The 16496-nt window shown below is 39.1% G+C and carries 16 protein-coding genes; 7 read left to right on the plus strand and 9 right to left on the minus strand.

Annotated elements, in window-relative coordinates:
• The first annotated feature begins 10 nt into the window (after nt 1-10).
• The 4 genes from GMD78_RS03900 to GMD78_RS03915 all read left to right on the plus strand — a co-directional run bounded on the left by GMD78_RS03900 (nt 11) and on the right by GMD78_RS03915 (nt 5010).
• Nucleotides 11-973, plus strand: coding sequence for an ABC transporter substrate-binding protein (locus GMD78_RS03900; RefSeq protein ID WP_246187551.1), 963 nt, complete (start codon nt 11-13; stop codon nt 971-973).
• 91 nt (nt 974-1064) lie between these two features.
• Nucleotides 1065-2594, plus strand: a complete 1530-nt coding sequence (locus GMD78_RS03905) for a sugar ABC transporter ATP-binding protein (RefSeq protein ID WP_155667318.1) — start codon at nt 1065-1067, stop codon at nt 2592-2594.
• Nucleotides 2584-3651, plus strand: a complete 1068-nt coding sequence (locus GMD78_RS03910) for an ABC transporter permease (protein ID WP_155667319.1) — start codon at nt 2584-2586, stop codon at nt 3649-3651. The genes GMD78_RS03905 and GMD78_RS03910 overlap by 11 nt, the downstream gene beginning before the upstream one ends.
• Nucleotides 3652-3972: 321 nt before the next feature.
• Complete coding sequence (locus GMD78_RS03915) at nt 3973-5010, plus strand: GGDEF domain-containing protein (protein ID WP_155667321.1); 1038 nt, start codon at nt 3973-3975, stop codon at nt 5008-5010.
• 50 nt (nt 5011-5060) lie between these two features.
• Here the strand turns inward: GMD78_RS03915 and GMD78_RS03920 are convergent, their stop codons facing one another.
• The 7 genes from GMD78_RS03920 to GMD78_RS03950 all read right to left on the minus strand — a co-directional run bounded on the left by GMD78_RS03920 (nt 5061) and on the right by GMD78_RS03950 (nt 12129).
• Nucleotides 5061-5519, minus strand: coding sequence for a hypothetical protein (locus GMD78_RS03920; protein WP_155667322.1), 459 nt, complete (start codon nt 5517-5519; stop codon nt 5061-5063).
• Nucleotides 5520-5568: 49 nt separating this feature from the next.
• Nucleotides 5569-7272, minus strand: coding sequence for a sodium:solute symporter family protein (locus GMD78_RS03925; RefSeq protein WP_155667325.1), 1704 nt, complete (start codon nt 7270-7272; stop codon nt 5569-5571).
• 18 nt (nt 7273-7290) lie between these two features.
• Nucleotides 7291-7596, minus strand: coding sequence for a DUF4212 domain-containing protein (locus GMD78_RS03930; RefSeq protein ID WP_155667327.1), 306 nt, complete (start codon nt 7594-7596; stop codon nt 7291-7293).
• A gap of 185 nt (nt 7597-7781) precedes the next feature.
• The gene (locus GMD78_RS03935; RefSeq protein WP_155667329.1) at nt 7782-8525 is read right to left on the minus strand and encodes a LytR/AlgR family response regulator transcription factor; all 744 of its coding nucleotides are present in this window, start codon (nt 8523-8525) and stop codon (nt 7782-7784) included.
• A gap of 19 nt (nt 8526-8544) precedes the next feature.
• Complete coding sequence (locus GMD78_RS03940) at nt 8545-10323, minus strand: LytS/YhcK type 5TM receptor domain-containing protein (protein WP_155667331.1); 1779 nt, start codon at nt 10321-10323, stop codon at nt 8545-8547.
• On the minus strand, nt 10320-11822 hold the full coding sequence (locus GMD78_RS03945) for a solute symporter family protein (protein ID WP_155667333.1): 1503 nt from the start codon (nt 11820-11822) through the stop codon (nt 10320-10322). The genes GMD78_RS03940 and GMD78_RS03945 overlap by 4 nt, the downstream gene beginning before the upstream one ends.
• A gap of 10 nt (nt 11823-11832) precedes the next feature.
• Nucleotides 11833-12129 carry a DUF485 domain-containing protein gene (locus tag GMD78_RS03950; RefSeq protein ID WP_196493716.1) on the minus strand — a complete coding sequence of 99 codons (297 nt, stop codon included), beginning with the start codon at nt 12127-12129 and terminating at the stop codon, nt 11833-11835.
• Nucleotides 12130-12360: 231 nt separating this feature from the next.
• Between GMD78_RS03950 and panB the strand changes: the two genes are divergently transcribed.
• The 3 genes from panB (at nt 12361) to panD (ending at nt 14545) form a co-directional block, all read left to right on the plus strand.
• Nucleotides 12361-13164 (plus strand): 3-methyl-2-oxobutanoate hydroxymethyltransferase, encoded by an 804-nt coding sequence (panB, locus tag GMD78_RS03955; RefSeq protein ID WP_155667337.1) that lies wholly within the window; start codon nt 12361-12363, stop codon nt 13162-13164.
• A 30-nt stretch (nt 13165-13194) separates the two neighbouring features.
• A complete protein-coding gene (panC, locus tag GMD78_RS03960; protein ID WP_155667339.1) occupies nt 13195-14067 on the plus strand; it encodes a pantoate--beta-alanine ligase in 873 nt (290 codons plus the stop codon).
• Nucleotides 14068-14155: 88 nt separating this feature from the next.
• Nucleotides 14156-14545 carry an aspartate 1-decarboxylase gene (panD, locus tag GMD78_RS03965; protein WP_155667341.1) on the plus strand — a complete coding sequence of 130 codons (390 nt, stop codon included), beginning with the start codon at nt 14156-14158 and terminating at the stop codon, nt 14543-14545.
• A 161-nt stretch (nt 14546-14706) separates the two neighbouring features.
• Here panD and GMD78_RS03970 read toward each other — a convergent pair whose 3' ends face one another.
• Together GMD78_RS03970 and speD are read right to left on the minus strand one after the other, a co-directional pair.
• Nucleotides 14707-15654, minus strand: a complete 948-nt coding sequence (locus tag GMD78_RS03970; RefSeq protein ID WP_155667343.1) for a ketopantoate reductase family protein — start codon at nt 15652-15654, stop codon at nt 14707-14709.
• A 350-nt stretch (nt 15655-16004) separates the two neighbouring features.
• A complete protein-coding gene (speD, locus tag GMD78_RS03975; protein WP_155667345.1) occupies nt 16005-16376 on the minus strand; it encodes an adenosylmethionine decarboxylase in 372 nt (123 codons plus the stop codon).
• Between the last annotated feature and the right edge of the window lie 120 nt (nt 16377-16496).

A 16496-nucleotide genomic window follows, 5' to 3' on the forward strand; every position in this document is an offset into this window, starting at 1 on the left:
GGGGGTTTTTATGTTGAAAAAGTTTGTAAGGCTGTTTGTATTGCTTGTATTGGTCATGGTTCCAGTGTTGAGTGCATGTGGAGATGATGCTTCTGGAGGTGGAGATTCAGGTGATAAGTATAAGGTTGGTATTCTGGCTCCTGCCGTTACACATGGATGGGTTGCTGCGGTTGCCTATCATGCGGAATCTCGTGCGGAAGAATTATCTGACCAGATTGAGTATCAAATTCATACGAGTAGTGATGCTTCTGAAATGACATCACAGCTTGACGATTTAATCACTTGGGGAGCAGAGGCAATTGTAGCATTCCCGCAGTGGGAAGGAATGGAAGTTCCGATTCAACGTGCGCTGGATGAAGGGATTGAAGTGGTAAACTTTGATATCGTTATTGATGTAGACGGTGTGTATCGTGTTGCTGGTGATAACTACGATATGGGTGTCCAAGGGGCAAACTATATTGTTGATAAGGTTGGAACAGAAGGTGAGGTTGTTATTTTAGAGGTACCTTCTGCTGGTTCTGTATCTGAATTACGAACAGATGGATTTATGGATACGATTGAAGAAATCGCACCAGATTTAAACCTACACACGTATGCGACGCAATTTACAAGAGAAGATGGGTTGAAGGATTTTGCTGATATTTTAACAAGCTTAAATCATATTGACGCCGTATATTCTTTGGATGATGAAACGTCAATTGGTGTCCTGCAAGCAATTAGTGAAGCTGGTCGAGACGACATTCAAGTCGTTACTGGTGGCGGAGGTATGCAAGAATACTTCGAGATGATGCCAGAAAATGAGGATATTTGGATTCAATCTGCACTATACAGCCCAGCTATGGTTAAAGACGCAGTTGATATCGCAGTTGATTTATTAGAAGGTAATGACGTTGACATGGAAACAATCATTCCAACAACCGTAGTTGACCGCGATAACTACGAAGAATTTTTGGATGACGGATCCCCTTACTAGGGGTCAGGTCACTAGGGTCAGGTCCACTGTCCCAAAGGGACGGTGGACCTGACCCCATTGTCCCACTGAATATTAGCATGGATGTGATGGCATGAGAATTGAGATGAAGAATATCCGTAAGTCATTTGGGAGTAATGATGTGATTAAGGATGTGTCCTTTTCTGTTGAGGGTGGTGAAATTTGTGCGCTGCTCGGTGAAAATGGGGCGGGAAAATCGACATTAATGAATATTCTTGGTGGGGTTTACCAAACGGATGCGGGATCGATTTTAGTTAATGGTCAGCAAGTAGACTTTGAAAAGCCTTCCGATTCAATGGAAGCGGGAATCGCTTTTATCCATCAGGAACTAAATTTAATTAATGATTTACCTATCTATGAAAATATGTTTTTAGGTCGGGAAATAAAAACGAAACGGGGAAGTCTAGATTTAAAACAAATGTATCAACAAACGGCTGACATGTTTGAACGAATGAATATCGACCTAGACCCGGGTAAAATGGTTCGTGACCTAGATGCATCCTATAAACAAATAGTAGAAATCTGCCGTGCAATGATGACGAATGCATCGATTATTATTATGGATGAGCCCACCACATCGCTAACCGATTCTGAAATTGTACGAGTTTTTAATATGATGGAAACCATGAAGGAGCACAATGTCGGGATCATTTTCATTTCCCATAAATTAAAAGAGGTATTACAAATTTGTAATAAGTATCTCGTGCTTCGAGATGGGAATTTGGTTGCAGAAGGAAATGTAAGTGATGTTACTACAAAGGATTTGGCTAGTTATATGGTTGGTTATGATGTAAGAACGGAGTCACTAAGAAGAGAGAAAAACATGGAAGAAGAAGATAAAGAAGAAGTATTAAGGGTAGAAGGATTAACGGATAAACACCATTTCAGAGATATTAGCTTTTCTGTAAAAGCAGGAGAAATTGTTGGTGTGACAGGGCTTCTCGGAGATGGTCGGAGTGAGCTGTTTCAAGCAATCTTTGGGGCGGATCCATTCTCATCGGGGAAAATTTACTTGAACGGAAAAGAAGTGAACATAGGTAGTACCTATCAAGCCATTAAAGAAGGCATTGCCTATCTTCCTCGTAATCGAAAAGAGAATGGAATTTTAAAGGATATGAATATTTTCGAAAATGCATCGATTGTAACATGGCCAATGTTTTCAAAACGTGGAGTTATTAATACTGCAAAGCATAAACAGAAATTCAAGGAACACCGTGGTACGTTAAGATTAAAGATGGGCGAGCTGACAGATAGCATTACTAGTCTATCTGGGGGGAACCAACAGAAGGTAGTTTTATCAAAGTGGTTAGCTGCAAACCCAAGGCTACTAATTTTAGATAATCCTACACAGGGCGTCGATGTAGGGGCAAAGGAAGATATTTACGATATTATCATCAAGCTTGCCGAGGAGAATATTGCGATCGTTGTATTATCTAGTGAGGCTCATGAGATTATCCGCGTTTGTGATAGAGCATTAGTTATGTATCACGGTGTTATTCAAGGAGAAGTTCGTGACGACAGGATGAATGAGCAAGAAATTATGCGTCTAGCTACTGGTGGGGATTTTGGTTTGGAGAGGAGAGAACACCAATATGAAACCTGAATTAGAGAATAATACCACTGACCCGGTAAAAACGAAGAAAACGTTTATCGAATGGTTTTCGTATAAATGGTCAAATGACCCACTTTTTAGTATATTAATTGCCCTTATTATTATGGTTATATTGCAAACGTTGACACTAGGATTTGATTATGACTCCGTTGGGGAATGGTTTGGGGCGTGGATGAATAATTGGATCAATATTTTACGCAACAATGCTGGTATTGGAATCATTGCATTAGGGATGACCTTGGTTATTATGACAGGAGGAATTGATTTAGCGGTCGGTTCTACTTTGGTTATTACCGGTGCTTTCACTATGTATCTGTTAGATACGGGAAGTGGAGGAATTCTAGCTGCAGTTGGTGTAACGGGGGTCCCGGCTATTATTCTTACTGTTATTTTAGTCATGGCGTTTGGATACCTATTAGGTTCTCTTATTGGTGTAACGGTAACGAAAGGGAAGGTACCACCATTTATCGCAACACTGGGTGCAATGATGATTTTTAGAAGTGTAACCCAGCATTTTGCACAAGGATATAATACAACTGTTCCAATGGAATTTTTACAGATATCTAGTTTAAAAATAGGAAATCTAATGATTATGCCGATTATTTATTGGGCGATCATTGCTGTTATTCTTTACTATGTTTCCAAGCGAACGACCTTTGGGCGACAAATTATTGCAGTTGGTTCCAATGAAAGAGCAGCAAAGCTTTCGGGTGTAAATGTTAATAAAGTGAAGCTTCGTGTCTATGCGCTGATGGGACTTTTAGTTTCCATTGCGGCTATTATTCAAGTATCTCGTATCGGCTCGATGGACTTCTCTAATGCAGGTAGAGGAATGGAAATGGATGCCATTGCAGCAGCTGTTGTCGGTGGAACCAATATGCTTGGAGGACGAGGGTATATTCTAGGTACGGTATACGGCATGCTCATCATTGCTGTCATGAATAATCTACTAAACCTGTTTGGAGTACCTCCCTTCCTACGAGACGCCTTCAAAGGAGTCATCGTAATTGTAGCAGTGCTACTACAGAGAAAAGAGAAAAGTGCATAGAAGATGAAGGGAGTGTCTCTGTCGGTGCCTCTGTCGGTGCCTGTCACTCCTCGAATTTTGTCGAATTATGACCACCTTAGCGGATTGCTGAGGTGTTTTTTTCTTCTCATATATTTATCATTCGGACTGTTTGTAATAAATTTGTAAGATAATGCATTGTTATTGTTATTGAATAACTAGTAGAATGATACTACAATGTAACTTAGTCAGTAGTTCAAAAGACTTATTCGGAAACAAAACCTTTTTCATATATTTGAAACTATTCATTTTCATTCTGACTCTAAGTTTATCTACTAATCTAACGAAAAGGTGGGAATCCCAATGGAGGAAATGATCGCATCAAAAGAGAAAACATTAACACAGGTAACGATGCTCCTCCAAAACATCCTATACCTTTTCGTAGTTATTTACTATTGGGGAGACGCTAATGCATGGTGGTTAAGCATTATTTTTGTGCTGCTCATGGGCTTTAATGTGCTTGCGATGAAATATTTGCAATCCAAACGATATATTCTGTTAACTGCCATCATCCAATTAGTTGCAGCTTTTTTAATCATATATTTTTCCGGAAACACGGAAAGTCCATTTTTTCCAGTTTATTATTTACCGGTGATAACTTCTGTAGCTTTGATTACGAAGCCTGAACAGCCGAAGGATATATTCATCACCACTATTTTAGCTTCTATCCTATCATTTATTAGTACACTATTAATGAATCAAACTATTTTTCTAGACTGGATGAGAGTAGGAGTATATTCAGTTAGTTATGTAGCTTTAGGATATGGAGTAATGTTCTACCAATACCGTCTTGAGCAAAGCATAAAGAATGCAAAGATCGATTTTTTAACGGAATCTTTTAATAGAAAGACCGGAGAAGCGTTGCTAGTAGAAGGCATCGACCATGCTAGGGAAAAGGGGACTCCAGTTAGCATTGCATTTTGCGACTTGGATAAGTTTAAAGTATTAAATGATACGTACGGCCATCTGTGTGGGGATATGATTTTAAAACAAGTTGCAGCAATGTTTAATGAGAACATTCCAGAGGACTCCCAGGTAGTTCGCTGGGGTGGAGAAGAATTTATGCTAATTTTTCCAAATAAAACAGAAGTAGAGGCAGTACAAATAATGGAAAACATACGGAAGAAAATAGAGTCTCATTCGTTCTATTATATGGATCAAAAGCTTTCCGTAACCATTAGTGGTGGAGTTGTAGAAGTAGACCGGGGATCAGACGACATGTTAGATGCTATTAGTAAAGCGGATCGCTGCTTATATGAAGCCAAGGCATTTGGTCGAAATAAAATATTAGCTGGAGGCTGCAATTTGGGGTCTGACCCCAAATTGCGGCCCACCAAATGACAAACCTAAAAAAACGGGATCGCACTAGGCGAGCCCGTTTCTTTTCTGGTTCATCCTTCCAACCCTTGCTTACTCGGAATTGCCTTCGTTTCCGTTTCATTCCGTACAAAATGTCCAGAGCCTAACCAAGCTGCCATCGCAAAGATTAAATAAATGGCTTGAGTAGCGTATGCCCCCTGTAAAAACACTTGTAACCCCATTCCTAATCCAAGTGCGGGAATAACTAGTAGAAATGTACGAAATATCCGTTCAAAGCCTTTATGTGGCGGAAGTGGCCATAGGCGTGAAAAGAAAATACCTAATGCTACACCTAGACCAGATACAACAAAAAGCTGCAGAAGTACATTTGGTGTCGGAAAGGGCCATTCCATGATGTAATGCCCAATGAGGTAAAATACCTCTAAAAACAGCGTAATCCCGATCACTTTACGAAAAGCGTTTATATTCATCCACGGGTGTGCCAAGTAGAGTAACACTACGCCAATTCCTAATAATATTGTCCAAATCATGATTTGTCTCCTTTCCAACAACCTTCATTTTTACGACTCATCTAAACGTCTAGTCTTCTTTCGTAGCTGCGATTTCACCTTTATCATCCACCTCAGGTGCGCGCACATTTTCAATTAGCTGCTGAATTTCAACTGGTGGTGCTTGTGTATTTCGTGAAACGATGAAACTGACGATGAAATTCAGTATCATACCAACTATCCCAACACCTTGGGCATTGATTCCAAAGAAGTTTTCTATAATCGGTCCATCTGTTCCGAATATGGATTCGGATAGAATGAGCCCGATCATGACTAAGGTAAAGGTCAATCCAGTTAAAATACCGGCAATCGCACCTTCTTTATTCATCCGCTTATCAAATATCCCTGTCAAAATAACTGGGAATAAGCTTGCAGCACCTAAACCAAATGCTAGTGCTACCACTTCTCCAGCAAACCCGGGTGGATTGATCCCAACATAAGCAGCGATTAACAAGGCAACAAATAGGGTCATTCTACCAACACGGAGACGCTGTTTTTCTGATGCCTCTTTATTAAAAATTCGATAGTAAATATCATGGGATACCGCACTAGTCATGGTAATCAATAGCCCAGAGGCTGTTGAAAGGGCAGCGGCCAACCCACCAGCAGCAACTAGAGCAATAACAAACGGTGCTAGGTTTGCCACTTCAGGAGTGGACAGTACGATGATATCTCCATCAATCACGACTTCATTATTTTCACCACTCGTAAAGTTAATTTCTCCATCCCCATTTAAATCATTAAATTGTAATAACCCTGTTGTTTCCCATTTATTAACCCATTCAATGTCTTGAACTTCTTCAAGTGGTTTATCTGCAATGGTATTGATTAGATTATACTTTGCAAACGCGCCAACAGCAGGTGCAGTTAGATAGAGCAATGCAATAAATACGATTGCCCAAACCGCGGACCATCTAGCAGAACGAACACTCTTAACTGTATAGAATCGGACGATTACATGTGGTAATCCTGCAGTTCCTGCCATTAAGGCTAAGGTGATCATAAATACATTGAGTAACGATAAATCGGTAAACGGTGCCATGTATTCTGTCATCCCTAGGTCAACTTGAATTTGACCAAGACGATCCACAATATCACTTCCCGTTATAGCAAGCTGTGGAATTGGATTTCCTGTCAGCTGAAAGGATATTGCAAATGCTGGAATAAGAAAGGCTAGGATGATAACAAAGTATTGAATGGCTTGTGTCCACGTTACCCCTTTCATTCCACCAAGAAGTGAAAAGAATCCAACAATAGCCATTCCGATTAAAACACCGACAATAATATCCACCTGCAAATAGCGACTAAATACGATTCCCACTCCACGCATTTGACCGGAAATATAGGTTAAAGAAATAAAGATTGTTGCAATGGCGGCTACGGCACGAGCGTTATTGGAGTAAAACCGATCTCCGATAAAATCTGGCACGGTAAATTTTCCAAACTTACGTAAATACGGTGCTAGTAATAAGGCAAGTAGAACATATCCACCAGTCCATCCCATTAAATAAATGGTGCCATCATATCCTAAAAAGGCAACCAGACCAGCCATGGAAATAAAGGATGCAGCAGACATCCAATCCGCAGCAATGGCAGCACCATTGGCTACAGTAGGTACATTTTGACCGGCTACATAAAAACTAGATGTGTCACGAACCCGAGACCACCAGCCAATACCCGTATAAATTAAAAACGTAATTAAAACTAATGTTATGGTAATTGCTTCTACAGTCAAAGCTATCCCTCCTTTTCATTATCCTACATTCGATTGTTTCTCATTTTTTACCTGATCTAAGTATTCTTTATCCAATTTATCCATCCGAATGGCATAGATTAAAATTAAGGAAATAAAGACTAAAATTGCTCCTTGTTGTGCAATCCAAAATGAGAGTGAGATACCGAAAAACTGAACGTTACTTAATGGTTCAGCAAAGAGTATTCCTCCTCCAAACCCAACCAGTGCCCAAACAGCAAGCAGACCGCTAATTAATCTCAAATTTTTCTTCCAATAACGTTTTTGCTTTTCATCGAGTGTTTTGTATCCTTCTTGTTTTTCCAATCATAATCCCTCCCTTAGAATAGTTTTTATTAGCTATAAAGAAAACGCTTTCATTGATGAAATAAAAAAATACTGAATATTCAGCTTGTGATATTCAGTATATAAAAAAAATTCGATTAGATTTAAAAATGAACATAAATTGTAGGTTTTTACGTTTGAAATGTTAAAAACGGTGTGTAAATGAATTATGGACTAATCCCTTCTAAAGCTTCAAATAATCCTTTAGCAGCTGTTCGGCTTACTGGGATAGTTGAATTTTCTTCATCTTTTATCACTAAATTATAGGCACCATTAAACCAAGGGGTTATTTCTTTGATGGCATCTATGTTTACTAAATAACTACGATGCGGACGATAAAAGGGGAACCCAGTTAATTTATCTTCTAATTCCTTCAGGTTCATTTTTGTTTCCATCACATCATTTTTTAATGTGTGTATTTTAATCGATCTTCCATCACGTACAGCGAATCCAATTTGCTTTGGATCTACGACTACCATTTTTTCATCAATAGAAACTACCAATTTATCTATTTTCGGTTTCCTAGATACCTTTTGGGGAAGAGCTGATCGAACACGGTCCATAGCTGTTTGGAATCTAGCGTCATCAAAAGGCTTTAATAAATAATCCGTAGCTTGGAGATCAAAGGCTTGTACACCATAAGATTCATAGGCTGTTGTAAATACTATAAGTGGAGTCTTTTGTTGTGTTTGTTCATCACGAAGAATTTTAGCTACTTCTACACCATTTATTCCTGGCATATGAATATCGAGAAATATAACATCTGGTTGATATTCTTGATATAGTGTTAACAATTGCTCGCCGTTTTCTGCACTAGGGCATAGAAGAACATCTTCTTCCTGCTGTAGTAGATATGCTAGTTCTTCTCGCGCTAATCGTTCATCTTCTACGATCATGGCATGTATTTTCATTGTTCACTTCCCTCCGTTTCTAGGTTACATGGTTTGCGGATTGAAAAGATTCCTGTTTAAAGGTATGCCGAATCGGTAAATAAAATGAAATCCTACTTCCCGCGTCTATGTTTTCTATATGTAATCTGTTATCGTTACCGAACATGCCTTTTATTCGCTGATTAATATTATATAGTGCGGTACCATTCCCGTCTTTTAGGTGTAATGGTTTTTCGCCTAATAGTGGTAGCAAGTTCTCTGGAAAGCCCTGTCCATTGTCTGTAACGTTGCAATAGATTTGTTCGTTCACTTGAGTAATTTGAACGCGAACAACTCCCTTGCATTGACAATCTTTAAGCCCGTGTTGAATGCTATTTTCTACTAGTGGCTGTAATGTAGCAGGGGGAATTAGTACGTCTTCTAATCCATCTTCTATATCAATATCCACCACGATTTGATCTGGGAATCTTGCTTTTACGATTTCAATATATGCATGTACATGCTCTAATTCACTTTTTAATGGTATTAAAGAGTCACTTGCGATTTTTAAATTTGCTCGCATGTACTGGCTTAATTGGAAAAGTATATGACGGGCCTTTTCAGCATCAACTCGTAATAAGGAATGAATTAAATGGAATGTATTGAATAGGAAATGAGGATTAATTTGCGCCTGTAAATTACGCATTTCCGCCTCCTTTAATAATTCTTTCATTCTTTCTGCTTCAAATCCGCTGATTTGGTTGGAAATAATCATTCCAAGCCCTTTTGCTAAAGCCACTTCAACGGCTCGTATTTGCTGAGAATGTCGAAAATAAAGATTGATTAAGCCGATAACTTCTCCAGATCGAAAAATAGGCACCATAATGGCTGTTTTCAGTGGACAAGCATCATACCGACATTGAATATCGCTCTGTTCATAAGCAACCTGAATTTCTCCTTGCTCTACCGCCTTGCGTGAGAGACGCATTTTTAACGGTTCCATTGAACGATGATGGTCATCGCCAAGTCCAACATGACTGAGCACCTGCGTTCGATCTGTAACAGAAATCGCTGCGACATCCAGTTCTTGGTACAGTAACTGTGCCATTTTTTTCGCATTCATAGTTCCAGGTGCTTCCCTTAGTAGGGGCAATGCCTTTTCAGCAATGGATAAGGCACGATTTGTCTCGATGGCAGCTTCTCTTTCTGTTTCATTTAACGCGACACGAATCATCATCGTAAAAATCGCTAGTGCTACCGAATTGGTAATTACAAGCGGTATTCCTATCGTATTCACAATTTCCACGCCGTTCTGTTGGTTTGGCAAAACCATTAATAGCATTCCCATATGTAGAACAGGTGGGAAAATACCTATAAATAGGGCTTTGTTTGGTGCTATGACTCGCTCTTCGGAAAAAAATTGCCCGGTTCCACCTGTAATGAGTCCTGCCATCGGATTAATGATACAATTAGCTACCCAGGCATCACCTCCAAGGAAAGCGATGTAGATGCCGGAAACAATTCCAGCCCCAAGGCCAACCAATGGCCCTCCTAATAAACCAGCAATCATGACAACGACAAGGCTAAAACCAATTAGTACCTCATCGTTACCAATATCGATAACCAATGCTTTAATGATCAATTCTTCTCCATGCATGATTACTCCAGCATGTGTCCCAACAATACTCATTAGTCCAAACACTAAGGAGTGGTAGATGACCGTTTTTATGGTAATATCTCGATCCAGTAGCGAGCGGAATCTAGGGATCCTGGTCAACATAAAAGCCATGAGTAATAACAGACCAATTCGCTGAAACAAGATAATCGTTAATTCAATCATGTATCTCGACCTCCCATGCTTGCATGGATTTTTACGATCATCTCCTTATACTTGCCTTGATCCCCATTGCGGTAGAAATAGGAAACAACAATAGCAGCTATAAATCCTAATGGAATGGCAATAATTCCAGGATTATAAAGTGATATGATATGAAATCCCTCTGGACCAATGACGACTAATAATAAAGAAATTAGAAATCCTACTGATAGTACCGCATATGCACCAACACGGTTAAAACGCTTCCAATAGAAAGTAAGAAGCAATAAAGGAAAAATCGTTGATGCAGCAACAGAAAAGGTGATCGAAACTAAATAGGCTACATTGCTATCTTCCAATCCAATGGATAGTCCAATGGCAATAAAACCTATTACCACTGCTGTTAATCGTGCAACAAAAAGTTGTTTGCGTTCACTTACTTTCTTTTTCATGAAATAGTGAAAGTATATATCATGGGCAAAAGCGGATGTGGCTGCAAAAATTAAGCCGGTAACGACGGCAATAATAGTTGCAAACGCAACTGCCAATACAAATGCTACAAGGAAATCACCGCCTAGCACATCAGCTAAAAGGAAAATAGCTAAGTTTCCACCTGGATCAGAGTTTGCTAGACTATCCCAACCGACAAGTCCAATGACTCCAACCCCTAAAATTAATGTCATTAGATAAAAGAACCCAATTAACCAAGTAGCTGACATCGCAGATAGACGAGCGTTTTTTGCATTTTTTACCGTTAAAAACCGAATTAAAATATGGGGAAGACCGGAAGTACCTAAAACTAAGGACAAGGTCAGTGATAGCATTTCAATTGGTTGTTCAAATAGATTTCCTGGTAAGAAAAATTGTTCCCCTAATGGGCTTTCTTTTTTTGCTTGGTCATATAAGAAAGGGATGTCCCATTTCACCCATGACAATAAAATGAACAACAAAAGCAATGTTCCAGACATCAAAAGCACAGTCTTTATTATTTGAACCCACGATGTTGCCACCATTCCTCCAAACACAACGTATATAGTCATTAGGGTACCGATAATCCAAACGGAGGCTGCGTAATCCACACCTAATAACAAGCGGATTAATAGACCGGATGCTACTAATTGTGGAATCAGATATAAAATAGAAATAATGATGCCAGTCGTTGCAACAGCAAACCGCATTCTCCGACCAGAAAAACGTACAGCAATCACATCGCCAATTGAGTACGTTCCTAGATGATGGACAGGTTCAGCGATCAGTAACAGTAAAATAACATAGGATACAAGAAATCCTGCAGCATATAAAAAACCATCATATCCATAGAAAGCAACTAATCCTGTTATTCCTAAAAAAGAAGCCGCGCTAATATAATCCCCTGCAATGGCCAGTCCGTTTTGAATCCCTGATAAACTTCCTGCGGCTACATAAAATTGATCGGTTGTTTTGCTTCGTTCAGCAGCCCAATGAGTGATAATTAGTGTACCGATGACAATTGCTAGAAAGAAAATGAAATATGTTAGATTCATAGATTAACCCCTAACGTGTTTTGCTTTCTGCTAATTTGTTTACCTGTTGTTCGATATCCTTCATTCGTTTCCAATGGATCCATCCTATTAACCAGGTTAATAGGAATAAAGAAAATACGTAGAACCAAGCAAACATTCCACTAAATTTTGTCTGTATCGTAAAAAAGAGTAGTGGGAGAACAAGATAAAAGGTAAGAAAACAGGAAGACATGATGAAAAGGAAACGATTCTTTTTTCGAACGATGTGTTGAAAATCTGAATGATTATATATGGAATCAATTGAATTGCGTTGATGATTATTATCCATGATAGGCACCCTTTCCTTCATGAGTCGAATGGTTATTGCATGGGATAATTATAAATTAAATGACGAATTTAAGTCAATATTTCAAAAATTCATTTTATAGAAAATGTAGTCCATCTGCTTTTTTATTTCTGTTTCTTCTTTTGTACGGTATAATTAATATCATTACAACGGTACAGGAAATCGACTTAACCATATAGAGATTTCGAATAGTGTGTAGGGAGGAGATTACGTATGTTAAATGTGTTAGATTTGAAAAAGATGAAACAGAACGAGGAAAAAATTACGATGGTCACAGCATATGATTATCCTTCAGCGAAACAGGCAGAACAAGCAGAAGTAGATATGATCCTTGTCGGGGATTCATTGGGGATGGTTGTTTTAGGTTACGAGTCAACTGTTGAGGTTAAAGTGGAGGACATGGTCCATCATGGAAAAGCAGTAAAACGCGGTGCGCCAAATACGTTCACGGTTGTTGATATGCCATTTATGTCCTATCATATCTCTGTAGAAGACGCTTTACGTAATGCAGCGAAGATTTTCCAAGAAACCAATGCTCAAAGCTTAAAAATTGAAGGGGCATCAGAGGAGATCTTGCTTTTCATTAGAAGGTTAACAGATGCAGGGATTCCGGTGGTTGCACACTTGGGGTTAACCCCACAATCTGTCAATGTACTTGGTGGCTTTAAGGTGCAAGGGAAGGACAAAGCAGCAGCTCAAAAACTTCTAGCAGATGCTAAGAAAGTACAGGAGCATGGGGCAGTTGCACTAGTATTAGAGTGTGTTCCAAAAGAATTGGCAGAAATGGTAACAGAATCCGTCAATATCCCAACAATTGGTATTGGCGCCGGCTTAAATTGTGATGGACAAGTATTGGTTTATCACGATATTATGAAATATGGTGTTGACCGCCTGCCGAAGTTTGTGAAATCGTATGCTGATTTTAATGTCCAAGGGACCCAAGCGCTAAAAGCATATGTCTCCGATGTAAAGCAAGAGCGTTTTCCAACGGATGAGCATTCTTTTTTTAGTAAGTAAGGTAGCTTAGTAGTAAGGTGGGAGAAATAAATGAAAGTAATCCGTTCGATTGAAGAGATGAAGCAATCGAGTAAATTTTTTCAAGAAGAAAAGAAGCAGATTGGATTTGTTCCAACGATGGGATTTCTTCACGAGGGACATTTAAACTTGATGAGAGAAGCGAAGAAAGAGAACGATGTGGTCGTAGCCAGTATTTTTGTTAATCCATTACAGTTTGGTCCGAATGAAGACTATGAAAAATATCCACGTGATGAGCAAGCGGATACACGACGTGCTGAAAAAGTAGGAGTCGATGTATTATTTATACCGTCTGTGGATGAAATGTATCCAAATCCAATGCTTATTCAAATGGGGATTAAAGAGCGAGTCGATGTTTTATGTGGTAGTTCCCGTCCTGGTCATTTTGATGGAGTGCTTACCGTATTAACGAAGTTATTTCATGTTGTTCGTCCAGACAGTGCATACTTCGGGTTAAAGGATGCACAGCAAGTGGCTGTTGTGGATGCCTTAATCCGTGATTTAAACTTCTCAGTTAACATAGTAGGGTTACCGACTGTTAGAGAAGAAGACGGATTGGCAAAGAGTAGTCGTAATGTCAATCTATCTGAACAGGAGAGAAAAGAAGCAATTTGGATCTATAAAGGTTTACAAGCAGGACGTGAGCTCATGCTAACTGGTGAAACAGATCCTGATCAAATAATCCGTGAAGTAACCAAATCGATTGAAGCCCATATTTCTGGGGAAATTGATTATGTCGAATTATTAAGTTATCCGTCATTAAAGCCAGTGACCTCGATCAATCAACAAGTAATTCTTGCTACTGCTGTATACTATAAGCAAGCTAGGTTGATAGATAATCTGCTTTTAGATAAAAACGGAGACATTATAGAGCGTTTTAACTAGGAAGGAACTTTTGTATCCTGCAAAAGTACAACAAAGGCTATTTGTCATAAAAAGTTGGCTATAGCTTAGATTACTAGGAGGAAATAGTATGTTTCGTACGATGATGAAAAGTAAAATTCATCGGGCACGTGTGACAGAAGCAAATTTAAATTATGTTGGCAGTGTTACCATTGATCAAGATATTTTAGACGAAGTAAATATATTACCTCATGAAAAGGTACAAATTGTTAATAACAACAATGGAGCCCGCCTTGAGACGTATGTGATTTCAGGTGAGAGGGGATCTGGTGTCGTTTGCTTAAATGGAGCGGCCGCACGATTGGTACAAAAAGGGGATGTTGTGATTATTGTTTCCTATGCACTTGTTTCAAATGAGGAGCTTGCTTCCCATAAACCAATCGTTGCAATCATGAATGAAAAAAATGAAATTACCGAGTTAATGGAAGAGGAGCCACCATTGACAATCGTGGAATCATAAGATAGTTATTTTAAACAGAAACAGTCTGATTCAATCATCGAATCAGACTGTTTTTTATTGGTAGCAGGGTAGGAAAGTCTATATTTTCCTATCTTGCGTATGTGCAACGAAGGTATTCACCATAAATGCTTGATGAATGCCATGTTTCTATATATGTATGATTATTTTGGATGAATCATCTGTGAATAGCTATTTTCCATAATTTTTATTAGATTTAATAGCATATCATTATAGGGCGTTGGGATGCTGTGCTTTTTCCCTTCCTCCACAATTGCGCCGTTGATTGCATCTATTTCTGTTTTTCGCTCGTAGAGAATATCTGATAACATGGAGGAGGTATTCATGCCGATCTCTTCTTCTCCTAATCTGATACATTCGTCGACAGGGTGGTCAAACAATAAAGGAATATTTTTTGCCTTGGCGATCTTTATTGCCTCATTAACTAGCTCCTCTAAAATATGTTTGCCTTCTGGTAATCGTATGGCATCTCCATTTTTAAGTCTAGTTACTGCGGTTAATCCATTATAGGCAATATTAACAAGTAATTTACTCCATATGATCGACTGGACATTATCAGATACCTTTGTGTCGAGTCCACTTTTTGTGAAGGCTGATGCAATGTTTTCTAGTAGGTCATGATTGAAGTTAGATTCTACTGCGCCAATAAATGTGCTTCCCCATGCCTGATGCAAAATGGTTCCCGGCTTAGGGACACTTGCTCCGGACCATGTGCCTCCTACAAACACTTCCTGTTGTGGAGCCATTTTTTTAATAGCTTCCATATTTCCAATCCCGTTTTGTAAGGTAAGAATAGGTGTGTTACTCCGAATGAATGGTAACACGGTTTCTAAGACAATTTCTGTAGCAAATGTTTTAACTAGTACGACGATCATATCATAGTTGTCGGTTAGATCCGTTGGATTTGTTATAATCGGAAGTTTAACAGTGGTGTTATTACCGTGTTGATCTATGATCTTTAATCCGTCCTTTTTAATAGCTTCGACATGATGGTTTGATCGATTAAACAACGTTACGTCTACACCGTTTTGCGTTAACTTTCCCGCAAATAAACTTCCCATTGCACCAGATCCGAGGATTAAGAGTTTCATATTTATTCTCCTTTAGTGGTGGTTTAATCAGCTTGCAGGATAGGAAAGTGTGAAATTATTCTATCTGCATTCGTTCAACTAAGGTATCTGTCATTGCGTGTTCGTTTTCTAATTATGATTTTATCATGAAATTTTTGGGACAGGAAACCTGTCCCTCTTTTGCATCTTAAAAAAAGAATCTTCTATTTTATGGCGAATATATGGATATGTTACAAATAAATGGAAGGTGTTTTACATGATGAAGGGTCAGAACCGAGGTTGTCTGGGACAGAGGGTCAGACCCCAGGTTGCCAGGGACAGAGGGTCAGACCCCAGGTTGCCAGGGACAGAGGGTCAGACCCCAGGTTGCCTCAGACCCCAGGTTGTGGTTTTACGGGTCCTATCCCACGTGGAATTTCGATTTTTTCGCTTGTTTTTGCATCTAATGCTTGAATAATATAGTCAACAGCAATGGTTGGGTCTACCTTTTCACCGCATGTATAAACATCGATGCTGGCATACCCGTGTTCTGGGAAGCTATGGACGGTTAAATGGGATTCGGAAATAATAACAACTCCGCTAACCCCATGTGGTGCAAATTGATGGAAGGCTACTTCGCGAACCTCAGCACCTGCTTTAAGGGCTGCATCTACAAAGATTTGCTCTAAAAGGTTGATATTATTTAATACATCAATATTGCAGTTCCATAATTCAGCTATGATATGTCTCCCCAAAACATCCATTAAAAAAGTCCCCTTAGTTTTAGTTATTTCTTTTATGTGAAACATAGTATAATAGGGAGTATAAACTGGATTCTACGTTTTTGCAATGAATGGGACAAGGGACCTGACCCCAAAAATTTT

Origin of the sequence: Ornithinibacillus caprae, assembly GCF_009728145.1 — a bacterium.
Lineage (GTDB): Bacteria > Bacillota > Bacilli > Bacillales > Amphibacillaceae > Ornithinibacillus > Ornithinibacillus caprae.

What these genes read in the sequence shown, in the direction of transcription:
- GMD78_RS03940 (WP_155667331.1), bottom strand. Translation starts at nt 10,323, where the DNA reads ATGATTGAATTAACGATTATCTTGTTTCAGCGAATTGGTCTGTTATTA.
- panC (WP_155667339.1), top strand. Translation starts at nt 13,195, where the DNA reads ATGAAAGTAATCCGTTCGATTGAAGAGATGAAGCAATCGAGTAAATTT.
- GMD78_RS03935 (WP_155667329.1), bottom strand. Translation starts at nt 8,525, where the DNA reads ATGAAAATACATGCCATGATCGTAGAAGATGAACGATTAGCGCGAGAA.
- GMD78_RS03945 (WP_155667333.1), bottom strand. Translation starts at nt 11,822, where the DNA reads ATGAATCTAACATATTTCATTTTCTTTCTAGCAATTGTCATCGGTACA.
- GMD78_RS03905 (WP_155667318.1), top strand. Translation starts at nt 1,065, where the DNA reads ATGAGAATTGAGATGAAGAATATCCGTAAGTCATTTGGGAGTAATGAT.
- GMD78_RS03900 (WP_246187551.1), top strand. Translation starts at nt 11, where the DNA reads ATGTTGAAAAAGTTTGTAAGGCTGTTTGTATTGCTTGTATTGGTCATG.
- panD (WP_155667341.1), top strand. Translation starts at nt 14,156, where the DNA reads ATGTTTCGTACGATGATGAAAAGTAAAATTCATCGGGCACGTGTGACA.
- GMD78_RS03910 (WP_155667319.1), top strand. Translation starts at nt 2,584, where the DNA reads ATGAAACCTGAATTAGAGAATAATACCACTGACCCGGTAAAAACGAAG.
- speD (WP_155667345.1), bottom strand. Translation starts at nt 16,376, where the DNA reads ATGGATGTTTTGGGGAGACATATCATAGCTGAATTATGGAACTGCAAT.
- GMD78_RS03970 (WP_155667343.1), bottom strand. Translation starts at nt 15,654, where the DNA reads ATGAAACTCTTAATCCTCGGATCTGGTGCAATGGGAAGTTTATTTGCG.
- GMD78_RS03915 (WP_155667321.1), top strand. Translation starts at nt 3,973, where the DNA reads ATGGAGGAAATGATCGCATCAAAAGAGAAAACATTAACACAGGTAACG.
- panB (WP_155667337.1), top strand. Translation starts at nt 12,361, where the DNA reads ATGTTAAATGTGTTAGATTTGAAAAAGATGAAACAGAACGAGGAAAAA.
- GMD78_RS03950 (WP_196493716.1), bottom strand. Translation starts at nt 12,129, where the DNA reads ATGGATAATAATCATCAACGCAATTCAATTGATTCCATATATAATCAT.
- GMD78_RS03920 (WP_155667322.1), bottom strand. Translation starts at nt 5,519, where the DNA reads ATGATTTGGACAATATTATTAGGAATTGGCGTAGTGTTACTCTACTTG.